Below are 14,609 nucleotides of genomic sequence, written 5' to 3'. Positions count from 1 at the left end.
AGCTTCAGCTCCATTCATTATCTAATGAAATGCAATAGCATATAAGGGTTTTAGAAGGCCCAGTTGCCCTTCTGGAAGACCGGCTCGCGCGTACCGTCAGCGGTAATTCCGTAGATATCCATCTCGGCGGAGCCGATCATGAAGTCAACGTGGGTCACACTGTTGTTGAGGCCGCGGGCGGTCAGTTCATCCTGGTTCATTTCTTTGCCGCCTTCCAGACAGAAGGCATAGGCAGTACCAATCGCCAGATGGTTGGAGGCATTCTCGTCGAACAAAGTATTGAAGTACAGAATCCCTGATTCCGAGATCGGCGACTTATGCGGCACAAGTGCGACTTCACCCAGATACTTGGCGCCTTCATCCAGGCTAATCAGATATTCGAGGGCTTCTTGACCCTGCTCGGCGCTCACATTGGTAATCCGGCCCTGTTCAAAAGTGATCGAGAAGCCGTCAATCACATTCCCGCCGTAGCTGAGTGGCTTCGTGCTGCGGACTGTACCGTTAACACCGGTTTTCAGCGGAGCTGTGAATACTTCTTCGGTTGGCATGTTGGCGACAAAAGAATGACCTTTGGCATTGATGCTATCCCCCTGCGCCCATAAATGGCCTTCAGGCAGCTCGATGCTAAGGTCAGTTCCAGGTGCTATGTAATGCAGGCTGGCGTACTTTTTTGCGTTAAGAACATTAGCCTTCGACTCAAGGGTGTCGAGATGCTCCTGCCAGGCGGCAACAGGGTCCTCACGGTCCAGACGGACGGTATGGAAGATAGCCTCCCACAGCTTGTCTACACGCTGGTCAGCAGGGACCTCAGGGAAGACTTTGTCTGCCCAAGGCTGGGAAGGAATCGCTACAATGCTCCAGCTAACCTTGTCGGACATCTGCAATTCACGGTATTTCGTAAGCGCTGCGCCCCGTGTCTTCTGGAAGTTCGCAATCCGCTCAGGATCAATGCCTTTGAGGGCATCCGGGTTCTCGGCAATGACCGACAGGAAGGCGGCACCGTTCTCGGCAAGCTCAGTCATTTCACCGGCAAACCAGGTTGGGGCCTTGGTAAATACTTCGGGCGACGCATGCTCGAACTGCTGGCGGGTGATGAACTCGTCACTCCAGTTCACCTTCACTTGGCTGGCGCCGATGGCATACGCCTTGGCCGTTATCAGGCGGACGAACTCGGCCGCAGTGATCGGGGCGTTCACGACCAGGATTTGTCCCGGCTGAACATTCACACCGATTTGTACTGCTAAATCAGCATATTTACTTAGCTTGTCCTGAAGCTCTGTTTCAGTCATTGACATTTCCTCCATTACCATAATTTTTAGCTCTGTATAAGCATTGTACTAAATTATTAACCGCCGGATGAAAAAAGTCAATTACAGCGCAAAAGGAAAGAGAAATGCTGACATATCAATGTTATACTGAATATCGTGGGTATGATCAGATGAAAGGAAGGAAAGAGAATGAACCTGGAAATCACCAAAGCAGAAATGAAACGCGTAGAGGATAGAAGTTTTGTTGGGAGAACGGTATTTACATTAGAGAATCACCATTCCCCGTATGAGATTACATTCTTCAGCTCCCGTGGAACCGAATGGGATTACAGCCTGAGCTTCGCCGGTGAGCCGGGGAGTGAGGAGCAGTTCCTGGAAGTGGATGCGCTGCTGGAGAATGATGATGATCTGTACAATCAGCTGCTGGATGCAGCGCTGGATACCCAGGAGATCCCGGAAGAGGAAGCTTAAGGCTTATTCCGGATATAACAATGCGACCCCGACCCGTCTGATTGCCTTGGACGAGTAGGGTCGCATTTTTAGTAGAGGAGATTATGATTTTCTTCTGTTACGTATAAGTGGCGTGCAGGCATGTGGCTCGAATGTATGCGAAAAACAGCATACATTGTGCTCACATGCAGGCGCATGACCCGAATGTATGCGAAAAACAATACACATTTGCTGGCACGCAGGCATGTGCCTCGAATGTATGCGAAAAACAACATACATTCTGCTGGCACGCAGGTATGTGGCCCGAATGTATGCGAAAAACAACATACATTTGCTGGCGCGCAGGTAATCTCATTCACCCGTATGGGTGATTTTGTTCTTAATAGTCGCTGCCCTTAGCCGATAGTAATATTGCCTTCCGGGTAACGGTACAGCTCCTTGCTGTTCTTCGGCTTGAGCGCATAGGCCAGGGTAAGCGGTCCGGTCCGGCCCACGAACATGAGAATGATCACCAGCACCTTGCCGATCGTGGTCAGCTCTGTGGTCAGTCCCATGGTGATGCCTGAGGTGCCGAAGGCGGACACCGCTTCAAATAATACACTGAGGAAATCTGCGCGTTCTGTTATGGACAAGAGCATGGTAGAGATGACTACCAGCATCAGTGAGAGCAGTGTCATGGTGATGGCCCTGTAGACATTCTCCTTCGAGATCCGGTGGCGGAACATCACGATATCCTCTTTGCCCCGGAGCTTGGCGTAAGCGGTGCTAGCCAGAATGGCAAAGGTGGTAATCTTGATTCCGCCGCCGGTGGAGCCGGGAGCCGCCCCGATGAACATCAGCAGAATCATCAGGAATTGGGTGGATTCCCGCAGCAGCGGAATCTCAATAGTAGTCACGCCGCCGGAACGCGGCGTAATAGCTTGCAGGAAGGAGGCCATAATCTTGCCTCCGGCATGCAGCGGCTTCAGTGTAGCGTTCCATTCAAGCCAGAAGAAGATAATCGCACCGACCAGAATCAGCACAGCTGAAGTCGCCAGCACGACCTTCGAGTGCAGCATGAGCCGCTTGCGCTTGGGATAATCGATTACATCGGATAAGACGATGAAGCCGATACCGCCAAGGAAGATCAGCAGCATGGAGGTAATATTCACAACGGGATCTTCTACGTACCGGGTTAATCCGCTGAAGGGCCCGTGAACATCGCCGAACAAGTCGAAGCCCGCATTGTTGAAGATCGAGATGCTATGGAATAATCCATAATAGGCTGCTTTGCCTATCGGCATATCTACTATAAATCTGGCAGCCAGCAGAATGGCCCCGGTCAACTGGATCACCAGTGAATAGATAAGCACCCGGCGGATCAGCTTCACGATCCCCTGCATGGAATTCTGGTTCATAGATTCCTGCAGCAAGAGGCGCTCCTTCAACGAGATCCGTTTGTTCAGCACCAGGGTGATCAGCGTAGCCATCGTTACGAAGCCGAGACCACCGAACTGGAAGAGCACCAGCAGTACAACTTGTCCGAAGGTCGATAGCTCTGTTCCGGTGTCGATAACGGCAAGACCGGTTACGCAGGTCGCCGAGGTTGCCATGAACAGCGCATCAATGAATGAGATTCTTCCGCCGGTAGAAGCAGCGGGCAGCGATAACAGCAGGGTTCCGGCAGCGATCAGGATCACGAAGCCGAGGGATAATATTTTGGGCGGCGTTAGCTTCAAATGCCCAAAGAAAAGGTTAGCCAAGTTCATTCTCCTGACAATAGGGATAGGATCTGACAAGATTATAGCATAACTTATATTCTCATCCCTAAACAGGCAGGAAATTGACATATTTTATCGAAATCATTAAAGGCTGTAGGATTCAATAACTTACACTCTATGAGGAGGCTATACTGCTGTGACAAGTCCGATACGCAATCAGATTGGCGCTGTCTTCATCCCGGTTAGTGATATCGAAAGGTCCAAGAGCTGGTATTGCAGTCTGCTCGGACTGCCGCTTGATGGCGAAGTATTATTCGGGCATCTGTATGAGGTGCCGATGCAGGGGCCGGGGATCGTACTGGACAGCAAAATATTCACAGCCGAAGCCGTGCTGAAGGTGCCGTCCTTCCATCTGCTTACCGACGATATTGATGCCGCTTATGATTATGTCAAAGCCAGCGGAGCTGAGATCCTTACCGATATTGAGAATGACCACTGGTTTAACTTCAAGGACCCGGACGGAAACGTGTTAATGATCTGCCGATTCGTCAGTTAGTTAATCGGGTTAATTATATTTGTTAATCACATTAATTATACAAGAATAAAACATAAATAAGGCGCTCCCCAGTAACTCAAGGGGAGCGCCTTATTCGTTGCGGCTTATCTATACGCCTTATTCGTTGCCTGGAGCAGAATCCTCGGTGACCGACAGATCGATCAGGATCTCGACACTGCGGATACGGTGGCGGTTCATCTCACGGACGGTCAAGGTGACATGCTCGTATTGATGGCTTTTGCCGACCACCGGCTCTTCCAGGTGACTGTAGAGCCATCCGCCGATGGTGGTGACTTCCTCATCATGGAAATCAAGTCCGGTAAGATCCTTGACCTCCAGCAGGGAGACATTGCCGTCGAACAGATAATGGGTCTCGCTCAGCTTCTCCACATTTCTGCGTTCATCCCCGTCGAACTCATCACGGATCTCGCCGACAATCTCTTCCAGGATGTCCTCAATTGTAATCAGGCCGGAGGTGCCGCCGTATTCATCAAGCAGCAGGGCGATATGCACGCGCTCCTTCTGCATACGGGTCAGCAGAGTCTTCACTGGCGTAACTTCCGACACGGTCACCAGCGGCAGGATCAGGCTTTTGAAATCGAAATCAGGATTATTGTCATATTGCAGGTAGAGCTGCTTGGTATTGATCATACCAATGATATTGTCTTTGCTGCCGTCAGCTACAGGGAAGCGGGTGTACTGCTCCTTGCGGATAATATCAAAGTTCTCTTGCAGCGAATGATCGGTGAACAGGCATACCATATCTGTCCGGGGAACCATAATTTCTTTGGCGAGCATCTCATCAAAGGTGAAAATCCGGTTAACATAACCATATTCCGCTTTGTTGATTTTTCCGCTCTCATAGCTCTCGGACAGGATCAGGCGGATCTCGTCTTCACTGTGCGCATCGCCGTGTTCACTGGCAGGCTTCATACCGAACATACGGACGAGCAGGTTGGCGGAACCGTTCATGATCCAAATCAAAGGGTACAATACTCTGTAGAACCAAATAATCAGCGGTGCGGTAATCTGACCAATTTTCTCCGGAATATTAATAGCGGCGGTCTTCGGTGCAAGCTCTCCGACCACGACATGGAGGAAGGTGGCGATAATGAAGGCCAATGCAAACGCAATGGGCTTACTAACGTTGTGACTCACACCAGCCAGATCAAACAGTGGAATAAGCAGCTGCTCAAAAGCAGGCTCTGCCAATGCCCCGATCCCGAGTGCAGTAATCGTGATACCGAGCTGGCAGGCGGACAAATATCCGTCCAGGTTAGCGGCTACCCGCTGTACTGCCAGTGCGTTCTTCTTGCCGTCCAGCACCATTTGGCTGACCTGGCTTCCCCGTAATCTCACTACTGCAAACTCCGTCGCTACAAAAAATGCGGTTAAAATAATCAAAATTGCCACGAGCGTCAAACTAAGTCCTATACCCATATAATCTTTACCATCCCTTTCGTCCCTAAAATAGGTTATACTCATATTATGAGTTCTTAAGAACCTATTGTACGAACTTTTCGATGAAATATCAAATGGTGGAGGGTTGCCAGCTATGGAAGCTTTTACACTTAGCCGGATAGAGATGTCCGGACTATTACTGTCTCTAGGGCCTAACTCGGAGCGGAAGCCGCTCCATATTCTGCAGGAAGCCTGGACCAAATTCCACCGTGACGAGGTGCGGGAGGGGACAAGCCTGCCCGCTTTTCTGTCTACGGATATCCCCCCGATTCTGCAAAAGCTGATCAAAGGCGGCGGCGTCAAAGGGCTGTCCCTGGGTGAAATCGCTTCGCTTGGCGGTCTGATTGAGTATTCCACGTTATCCGTCTCTGCTATGCAGAACTGGGTGAAGCGCGATTTCAAGGAATATCTCGGGTCCCCGCGTGAAGGGAAGAAGTACTCCATTAATCAGGCGGCCATTCTATTTATAATAGATGATCTTAAGGCTGCGCTTGATTTCGAGAGCATCAGGCAGCTCTTTCGTATGCTGTTCCTGGCGCCTGAACGTGATGACGATGATCTGGTGGAACCGGCACAGCTGTATCATGGGTATGCCGAGCTGTTCGAGGAGATTAAGACCCGTTCCCCGGTGCCGGCTGGGGGGCAGGCTCTAACCGGTAATCCCAAGGAATATCCGTGGAAATCGGACAGCGGAATCAAGTCGGCCATGGACGGAATGATGAAGCGGCTCAGCCATCTGAGCAGAGGGCAGCGGGATGCGGTGCAGAATATGCTGCTGATCGCTGCGATCTCGGTGCAGACCTGTTATTTTCAGGCGATGGCCCGGCAATATTTCAATGCGGTGTTATTCCTTGATTTTTGAATCATCCGCTTCTAGAATGTGTAAGTGATACTAGTCAGGAATTATTGTAACGGGAATCAGGGGAGAGGGGCCTTAAGTCATGTGGAATCAAATGTCGCTGCTGCAAAATCCGAAGCAGCGGAAGCTGCTCTTCAGTGCAGGTCTAAGCTGGATGTTCGACGCGATGGATGTAGGGATGATCTCGTTCGTCGTGGCTGCACTAGCCAAGGAATGGTCGCTGGGACCGGAAAAGATCGGCTATTTAACCAGCATTAACTCGGTGGGGATGGCGGTCGGTGCAGCTGCCGCCGGAATTCTGGCGGACCGCTTCGGCCGCAAATCGGTGCTGCTCTGGACGCTGCTGATCTTCTCAATTGCAAGCGGACTGTCGGCCTTCGCCGCAGGTTATGCAGTATTATGTGTGCTGCGCTTCATTGCCGGCTTCGGGCTGGGCGGAGAGCTGCCGGTGGCTTCGACTCTGGTATCCGAGAGCATGCCGGTTAAGGAAAGAGGCCGTGCTGTTGTGCTGCTCGAGAGCTTCTGGGCGTTAGGCTGGATTCTGTCGGCGCTGATCGCTTATTTCGTCATTCCGGATTACGGCTGGCGGATCGCCTTCGCCATCGGGGCGGTACCGGCGTTATATGCGCTCTATCTGCGCAGGGCAATCGATGACTCACCGAAGTTCGCGGAGATCAAGAAAGCTCCTCCAGTGCCCCTGCGTAAGCGTGTGGCGGCAGTCTGGTCGGCAGAGTACCGCCGCTCGACCATCATGCTGTGGATTCTGTGGTTCACCGTGGTCTTCTCTTATTATGGAATGTTCCTGTGGCTGCCGACGGTGATGGTGCTTAAGGGCTTCAGTCTGGTCAAAAGCTTCGAGTATGTGCTGATCATGACACTCGCCCAGTTGCCGGGATACTTCACCGCCGCCTATTTCATCGAGAAATACGGCCGCAAATTCGTACTGGTCATCTATCTGCTGCTGACAGCCGTCAGCGCTGCCTGGTTCGGGAACTCAACGACCGAGGGCATGCTGATGGCTGCCGGGATCTGTCTGTCGTTCTTCAACCTGGGGGCCTGGGGCGGGATGTACGCGTACACGCCTGAGTTGTATCCGACTAAGATCCGTTCCACAGGTGTGGGACTCGCCACCTCCTTTGGACGGATTGGCGGCATTATTGCCCCAACATTGGTTGGCCTGATGGTCGGCAAGGCGGTCGGGATCGGCTCCATCTTCATGATCTTCTTCGTTACGATTGTAATCGGCGCCCTGGCGGTGCTGTTCCTGGGGAAAGAAACGAAGGGACTGGAGCTTGAGTAGACTTCTGGTGGAATAGATTCATACTTAGCAGAACTTAACAGGACTAACAGGCCAGCCGGAAGATTCCGGCTGGCTTTTGTCTTACTTATTTGATATAACCCCTTACTTTTCTGGATTTACCCTATGCAGGGCGTTCCGTATAATCATTTATGTAACCGCTTACTTCACAAATTTGAGGAGGCAACAGATGACAATCAAGGGGACCAAAGGACTTGTACTGCTTCTAAGCTCCATATTGCTGATGACTACGGCTGCGTGCTCATCCGGCGGATCGAATGCACCGGACGAAGCCAAGGCTTCTTCCAAGACAGAGGGTTCGGCGCCTGCAATTGAGCTGCGCATGACCTGGTGGGGCTCGCAGACACGCCACGATCTGACCACCAAGATGATCAAGCGCTTCGAGGAGAAGAATCCGGGGATCACGATTAAGCCGGAATATTCCGGCTGGGACGGTTATTTCGATAAGCTGTCTACTCAGGTAGCAGGCTCGAATGCTCCAGATATCATTCAGATGGACTATGCGTTCCTGTCCGATTATGCCAAGCGCGGCACCTTGCTTGACCTGACGCCTTATACCCAGGATGGATCGCTGCGGACGGAGGACCATGACAGCAGCATGCTCTCGGCAGGAAGTATTGACGGCAAATTGTACGCCGTTACTCTTGGAGTGAACGCTCCCGGCGTGGTCTATAATGCTTCCGTGCTTCAGGAGCTGGGGATTGCGGAGCCGCAGGAGTCGTGGACCTGGAAGGACTTTGCGGAGATGGCGAATGCGATTGCTAAGAAGAAAGGTGACGGCTACTATGGGACGCCGGATATTTCGGGCACGACGAACATCTTCGAGGTATTCGTGCGCCAGAACGGGAGCGGCCTGTTCGCCGGGAACAAGCTCGGTGTCTCCCAGGAGGTCATCGATGAATGGTTCAATTACTGGCAGGGCCTGCGGGACAGCGGCGGCGCTACAACGGCAGAGGTGACTGCCGCGATGACGAATGCTCTGGAGACCCGGCCGCTGTCCGTTGGCCAGTCCGCCCTTGATTTTGCCTGGTCCAACCAGTTGATTACCTATCAGAATGTGCTGAAGGATCAGAGCCAGAAGCTGAAGATGCAGGTAATCCCTCATATGGAAGGGGAGCAGAAGATCGGCGAATATCTGAAGCCCGGCCAGTTCGTCTCCGGGAATGCCAAGACCAAGCATCCCAAGGAGGTGGCGAAGCTGATCGACTTCATGGTCAATGACCCGGAAGGCACCGCTATTCTGGGGGCTGAACGGGGAGTGCCGGTCAATTCCGCAGTGCGGGAGCAGCTGAAGCCGTCGCTTACCGCCGAGGAGCAGTTAATCTTTGATTTTATCGATGTGGTCTCCAAGCATTCCAGTGATATTGACCCGCCTTACCCGCAGGGCTTCTCGGAGATTGATAAGAACTTCAAGAGCGCCAGCGAGCAGATCTCCTTCGGTCAGGCCGGCATTCCGCAGGTAAGCGAACAGTTCATCTCCGGTGCTAACGCCATACTGGACAAGGCCAAATAAATATAGAGGAGGGAAGAGAGCCATTGAGTGCAGATCTGATTACAGTAGATAGACCAGCAGGCATGAAGCGGCGTAAACCAAAGCTGCGCTACAACCAGAACGGGATCGCCCTCCTGTTCCTGTCGCCCTGGCTGCTGGGGCTGGTGTGCCTGACCCTGGGGCCGATGGCGGCCTCGCTCTATTTTTCTTTTACAGATTACAGTATTCTGGAGAGCTCCAGATGGATCGGATTGGATAATTTCACCACAATGCTCACCGCAGATCCGTTATTTATCCAATCGCTTAAGGTGACGTTTATCTTCGTATTCGTGTCGGTGCCGCTGAAGCTGATGTTCGCCCTGGCGGTCGCCCTGCTCCTTAACAAAGGAATACGGGGCCTGGGCATCTACCGGACGGTCTACTACATCCCTACACTGCTTGGAGGCAGTGTCGCTATTGCCATGCTGTGGCGCAAGATGCTGGGCGGCGGAGGCCTTGTGAATCAGCTATTGGCCATGGTGGGGATACAGGCGCCTGACTGGGTATCGAATCCCAAATACTCGTTGTATTCGCTTATCCTGCTGTCAGTATGGCAATTCGGCTCGTCGATGATCATCTTCCTGTTCGGGCTGAAGCAGGTGCCGCCGGAATATTATGACGCCTCTTCAGTGGACGGTGCAGGCAAGGTGGGGCAATTCCTGCATATTACGCTGCCGGTGCTGTCTCCGGTTATCTTTTTCAATGTTATCATGCAGACGATCACCGCCTTCCAGTCATTCACCCAAGCGTTCATTATCAGTAACGGCAGCGGGGGACCCGTGAACTCCACCCTGATGTATTCCCTCTACCTGTACAAGAAGGGCTTCTCCTTCTTCCAGATGGGCTACGCCTCGGCGATGGCCTGGGTGCTGGTGCTGCTGATCGGGATATTCACACTCCTGCTATTCGGCAGCAGCAAGCTGTGGGTGCATTATGAAGATGGGGGGAAATAAGCTATGAATACAGGCAGTGCATCGAAAAGTGCCGCTATGCTTAAACACTTTATCATCTGTCTGATCGCCTTTGTCATGCTGTACCCGGTGCTGTGGCTGGTGGGCAGCTCGTTTAAGCCGGCGAATATGATTTTCTCGGAAATCTGGTTCTGGCCCCGGCAGTGGAATTTCCATAATTATGTCAGCGGCTGGTTCGGCTTCCAGGGCAGCTCCTTCGCCCGGTTCCTGCAAAACTCGGCACTGGTCTCTCTGGGGGCCGTGCTCGGCAATGTGATCACCTGCTCCATGGCGGCTTATGCGTTCGCGCGGCTGAATTTCCGGTTCAAGGCACTGGGCTTTGCACTGATGCTGATGACGATTATGCTGCCGCTGCATGTGACCCTTATCCCGCGTTACATCCTTTTTAACAGCCTGGGCTGGGTGAACACCTTCGCGCCGCTGATTCTGCCCAAGTGGATGGCGACGGACGGCTTCTTTATCTTCCTGACGGTACAGTTCATCCGCGGCTTGCCGAAGGAGCTGGACGAAGCGGCAACGATCGACGGCTGCGGGCCGGTTCAAATCTTCAGCCGGATTATTATTCCGCTGGCGCTGCCTGCGCTGATCACGACGATGATTTTCACCTTTATGTGGACCTGGGATGATTTCTTCAGCCAGCTCATCTTCCTTAGCGATATCGGGAAATACACAGTACCGCTCGGGCTAAGGCTGTTCCTGGACTCCAGCTCACAGTCGGATTGGGGCCCGATGTTCGCCATGTCGGTATTGTCGCTGGTGCCGTGCTTCATTCTCTTCATCACGCTGCAAAAGTATTTCGTGGAAGGAATTGCGACATCCGGCCTGAAAGGATAGAATCTGGGGAAAAGCATAGGGATGGGGCAGATGCAAAAAAGAATGCTCGGCACCTGGCTGCTGCGGATCAGGCGGAGCAAGCTCTCCACGCTGATGGCGGCCAGTATTATTACGTTCAATCTGATCTTTCTCGGGTTCATTGTTCTGCTGGCGTACCGGACTTTCTCGGACGTAACCTTCAGTGAGATCAGTACCACCAGGCTTGCCCTGCTGAATGAGAGCACGAAGCGTGGCTTCGACTTCATGACCAATGTGTCGGGCACCGCCTACTCCATTGCAGCGAACAAGAACGTTATTGAGGGGCTGGAGACTACGCCTGCCTCCAAGTATCAGATGATCTCCAGAAGGCGGGAGATTACGGAGATACTCCAGCATTCGCTGGTGCTGAACGAAGGGGTAAGCTCGATTGAGATTTACAGCGATTTGTTCAGCGGGGTGCCGCAAAGCTCGACGGATCTTGTCTTTCCGGTCTCTTCAATTAGGAACGAGAGCTGGTACCCCAAGCTGAAGCAGGCGGATTCGCTCTGGGTTCCCCTGGAGGGCAGCGGCGGCGAAGACGAGCCTTATCTGATCGGCCATATCCAGCATCTGTTCGGAAATGAAGGCAAAACGATTGGCTACCTCTATATCCGGCTGTCCGCAGACGATATCCTCAAGCAGTTCAAGGATATTCCTGCTGTGCTGGACGGCCAGATTCATCTGGTGGATACAAGCGGCAATCTCCTGCTGCTCGTGAACAAGGAGAATGGGTCTGCCGGTAAGGCTGTACTGGAGGCAGACTGGCTCTACCAGCATACGTATGAAGGCAATGAAGGCTATGAGCTGCTGAAAAAAGACGGGCAGTCCTATCTCGTCCTGTTCTCCAGACCGAGCACCATCTCCTGGCGGCTGGTCCAGGTGATCCCGACGCGTGAGCTGCTGCAGGAGGTTCGTAAGGCGGACAGGCAGGTGATCGGGATCGGACTGCTCTGTCTGCTCCTGTCGGCGCTGCTGGCGTATTTCTTCATCCGTAATATGATCCGTCCGGTGCGCAGGCTGATTCAGGAGATGCGGAAGCTGGAGCGCGGAGATTTCCGGGCCAGTATGAGTGAGTCGCTGACGGAGGAATACACGCAGATGTCTTACGGCTTCAACCACATGGTGAACCGGCTGCAGGAGCTGGTGCAGAGCGAGCGGGAAGCAAGCGCCGCGAAGCGGGAGGCTCAGGCAGGGCTGCTGGAGGCCCAGATCAAGCCGCATTTCCTGTACAACACACTGGATATGATTCACTGGAAGGCTATGGATTACGACGCCCAGGATATCAGCTACATGATCACCCAGCTTGGGAAAATGCTGCGCATCGGCCTCAGCGGCGGCAGAATGCTCATTCGTCTGCGCGACGAGCTGGAGCATGCGCGGTGTTATGTGAGCATCCAGCAGGAACGGCTGCCGATTGCCATCGAGTATACGGAGTCGATTGCGGACCCGGCGGTGAGGAGTTATTTCATTCCAAAGGTCATAATCCAGCCGCTGATTGAGAATTCAATTATTCATGGCAGCCGGGAGCCTGGCTCCGGCCCTTTGCAAATTCACCTGGAGGTCAGGGAGGTCAAAACGCCGGGAAGCCAGCCTTACTTGCAAATCACACTGCTGGATAACGGCCGGGGCTTGGCGGAAGGCTGGTCGATGGAGCAGGTGAGCGGCATCGGCACCCGGAATGTGATGAGCCGGATTCAGCTGTATTGCGGGGAACCGTACGGACTATACTTGGCCAACCGGCCGGAGAAAGGGGTTGCGGCTATGATTACGCTGCCAGTCATTGAGACGGAGGAGCAGCTGGAGCGGCTGCTGCGCGATCAGCTATGAGCCGCTCTATCCTGCTGGTGGATGACGACCCGCATATTCTGAAAGCCCTTACGAGACATGTGGACTGGGAGAAGCTGGGCCTGACCCTGGCTGGAACAGCGGTCAACGGCCATGAAGCGCTGGAGCTGTTCCGCAGGCTCTCCCCCGATCTGGTGATGACCGATGTCTATATGCCGGGCATGGGCGGGTTGGAACTTACAGAGGCCCTGAGGGAGCTGGCCCCGGAGCTGCCGGTTATTATCCTGAGCGGCTACGAGGAATTCGAGAATGCCCGGCAGGCGATGCGCTGGGGCGTCAGCCATTTCCTGCTGAAGCCGGCCCGGGTAGATGAGATCGAAGCTGTGCTCCGCGTTGTGCTGCTGGCTCTGAATGCCGGAGAGCAGAAGAAGCGGCTGGAGGAGCGTTATCAGCAGGAATTCGGCCGCACGCTTCCTTTTTTGCGGGAACGCCTGCTTATGGAACTGCTGACTACCCGCTACAGCGCGGAGGAATGCTCTGAGGAACGGCTTGGATATCTGCAGATTACCCGTCCGCAGCGGCTGGCGGCGGCCAGTATCCAGCTGAACCGCCCTTCGCCGCTGCACAAGCTGAAGGAGCGCGAATGGCAGCTGCTTCGCTTCGGAGCCGGTAATATCTGCCGGGAGACGCTGCAGCACAAGCTTGCCGGACATCCCTCTGTGCAGGGACATGTGCTCGACTATTCCGACGATCTGCTGGTGGTGCTGCTGCTGGACCGTGAGGCGGGAGAGCCGATTCCCGTTCTGAAGGAAGTGGTTCAGGAGACGATGGATAAAATCCGGAATTACATTCAGCTTCAGGCCTATGCCGGCATTGGTTCGGTCAAATCTGCTATCCATGAACTGATCGATTCGTATCTGGAGAGCAGAGAGGCGCTTGCTTCCGCAGAGTTTCAGGAGACCAGTCCCATCTACGCCTATGAGCCGTGCGGAAGCACCAACCCCTGGACGCTGGAGGACTATTCCCGGCTGCTTCAAGAGTGGAATGAGGTGCTGCTGTGCCGGGATTCCTCAAAAGTATGGGAGACCTGGGAGATCATCTTCGGCAGGCTCCGGCAGGATGACCAGAATAACATTCAGGATATTCAGACTGTGTGTGTCGGGCTGTTCACTACGCTGATGTACTATTGGAATGCCTGCTGCCCAGGCCGCACTCCTCCTATGAGCATGTCCGAATTCCTGCAGGCGGTGACGGGCTACTATACCTGGAGAAGCTTGACGGAGTGGATGGGCCAGATGATCCCGGCCTTCCTGACCGCAGCTTTTACCGAGATGAACGTCAAGAAGAACCGGCTGGTGGAGAGCGTCAAAAGCTATGTGGAAGCCCACTATACCCAGGAGATCAGCTTCATGGGCCTCGCGCAGGAGCTGCATGTGCATCCGAAATATCTAAGCCAGCTGTTCAAACGGATCAGCGGTGAGAATTTCGTCAGCTACCTGAACCAGTACCGGGTGGACCGGGCCATCGAATTCCTGCAATCCGGCCAGCATATGGTGTATGAGATCAGTGAAATGGTCGGCTTCAACAACCCTGCCTATTTCAGCCAGGTGTTCAAGATGATTACCGGGCGCAGCCCTAGTGATTATTTGAAGGGGTGATTTTCCCGATCTCCGCTATTGCAGCCCGCAGGGTGAGTATAGTATATTCTTATGGAGACACAAACGAACGTTCTCATTGCCCGGCAGGTTACATCAAGTTGCGGTGCGGTGACAGACGCTCTCATCCAAGATCTTGAGAAGTTAGTCTCTCAAGGTCTTTTTATTGATTTATGGCGGGATGCTGGAGGGCGGGCGTATTC

12 protein-coding genes are annotated in these 14,609 nt (G+C 53.4%); 9 read left to right on the top strand and 3 right to left on the bottom strand.

Annotated elements, in window-relative coordinates:
- Positions 1–50: 50 nt before the first annotated feature.
- On the bottom strand, positions 51–1,295 hold the full coding sequence (locus ACFSX3_RS23880) for an aminopeptidase (protein ID WP_209990013.1): 1,245 nt from the start codon (positions 1,293–1,295) through the stop codon (positions 51–53).
- A 162-nt stretch (positions 1,296–1,457) separates the two neighbouring features.
- Between ACFSX3_RS23880 and ACFSX3_RS23875 the strand changes: the two genes are divergently transcribed.
- The gene (locus tag ACFSX3_RS23875) at positions 1,458–1,739 is read left to right on the top strand and encodes a hypothetical protein (protein ID WP_173137010.1); all 282 of its coding nucleotides are present in this window, start codon (positions 1,458–1,460) and stop codon (positions 1,737–1,739) included.
- A gap of 374 nt (positions 1,740–2,113) precedes the next feature.
- Here the strand turns inward: ACFSX3_RS23875 and ACFSX3_RS23870 are convergent, their stop codons facing one another.
- Positions 2,114–3,466 (bottom strand): TrkH family potassium uptake protein, encoded by a 1,353-nt coding sequence (locus tag ACFSX3_RS23870; protein ID WP_209990015.1) that lies wholly within the window; start codon positions 3,464–3,466, stop codon positions 2,114–2,116.
- Between the two features lie 148 nt (positions 3,467–3,614).
- Between ACFSX3_RS23870 and ACFSX3_RS23865 the strand changes: the two genes are divergently transcribed.
- Positions 3,615–3,974 carry a VOC family protein gene (locus ACFSX3_RS23865; protein ID WP_209990018.1) on the top strand — a complete coding sequence of 120 codons (360 nt, stop codon included), beginning with the start codon at positions 3,615–3,617 and terminating at the stop codon, positions 3,972–3,974.
- A gap of 117 nt (positions 3,975–4,091) precedes the next feature.
- Here the strand turns inward: ACFSX3_RS23865 and ACFSX3_RS23860 are convergent, their stop codons facing one another.
- Positions 4,092–5,414: a hemolysin family protein gene (locus tag ACFSX3_RS23860; RefSeq protein WP_209990021.1), complete on the bottom strand. Its 1,323-nt coding sequence runs from the start codon at positions 5,412–5,414 to the stop codon at positions 4,092–4,094.
- A 115-nt stretch (positions 5,415–5,529) separates the two neighbouring features.
- Here ACFSX3_RS23860 and ACFSX3_RS23855 point away from each other — a divergent pair, with 115 nt between their 5' ends.
- From ACFSX3_RS23855 to ACFSX3_RS23825, 7 genes are all read left to right on the top strand, one after another.
- Positions 5,530–6,297: a DUF1836 domain-containing protein gene (locus tag ACFSX3_RS23855; protein ID WP_209990024.1), complete on the top strand. Its 768-nt coding sequence runs from the start codon at positions 5,530–5,532 to the stop codon at positions 6,295–6,297.
- A 79-nt stretch (positions 6,298–6,376) separates the two neighbouring features.
- Positions 6,377–7,594 (top strand): MFS transporter, encoded by a 1,218-nt coding sequence (locus ACFSX3_RS23850; RefSeq protein ID WP_339225234.1) that lies wholly within the window; start codon positions 6,377–6,379, stop codon positions 7,592–7,594.
- A gap of 187 nt (positions 7,595–7,781) precedes the next feature.
- A complete protein-coding gene (locus ACFSX3_RS23845) occupies positions 7,782–9,125 on the top strand; it encodes an ABC transporter substrate-binding protein (RefSeq protein WP_209990027.1) in 1,344 nt (447 codons plus the stop codon).
- A 62-nt stretch (positions 9,126–9,187) separates the two neighbouring features.
- Positions 9,188–10,096: a carbohydrate ABC transporter permease gene (locus ACFSX3_RS23840; RefSeq protein ID WP_209990256.1), complete on the top strand. Its 909-nt coding sequence runs from the start codon at positions 9,188–9,190 to the stop codon at positions 10,094–10,096.
- Positions 10,097–10,099: 3 nt separating this feature from the next.
- Positions 10,100–10,948 carry a carbohydrate ABC transporter permease gene (locus tag ACFSX3_RS23835; protein WP_209990030.1) on the top strand — a complete coding sequence of 283 codons (849 nt, stop codon included), beginning with the start codon at positions 10,100–10,102 and terminating at the stop codon, positions 10,946–10,948.
- Positions 10,949–10,978: 30 nt separating this feature from the next.
- On the top strand, positions 10,979–12,793 hold the full coding sequence (locus tag ACFSX3_RS23830) for a sensor histidine kinase (protein ID WP_209990033.1): 1,815 nt from the start codon (positions 10,979–10,981) through the stop codon (positions 12,791–12,793).
- A complete protein-coding gene (locus tag ACFSX3_RS23825) occupies positions 12,790–14,409 on the top strand; it encodes a response regulator (RefSeq protein ID WP_209990036.1) in 1,620 nt (539 codons plus the stop codon). The genes ACFSX3_RS23830 and ACFSX3_RS23825 overlap by 4 nt, the downstream gene beginning before the upstream one ends.
- The last annotated feature ends 200 nt before the right edge of the window (positions 14,410–14,609 follow it).

It is taken from the genome of Paenibacillus rhizoplanae, assembly GCF_042684125.1.
In the GTDB taxonomy this organism is placed as follows: Bacteria; Bacillota; Bacilli; order Paenibacillales; family Paenibacillaceae; genus Paenibacillus_AQ; species Paenibacillus_AQ rhizoplanae.
Note: the sequence above shows the minus strand (reverse complement) of the source record. Positions and strands in the feature narration are given on the sequence as shown.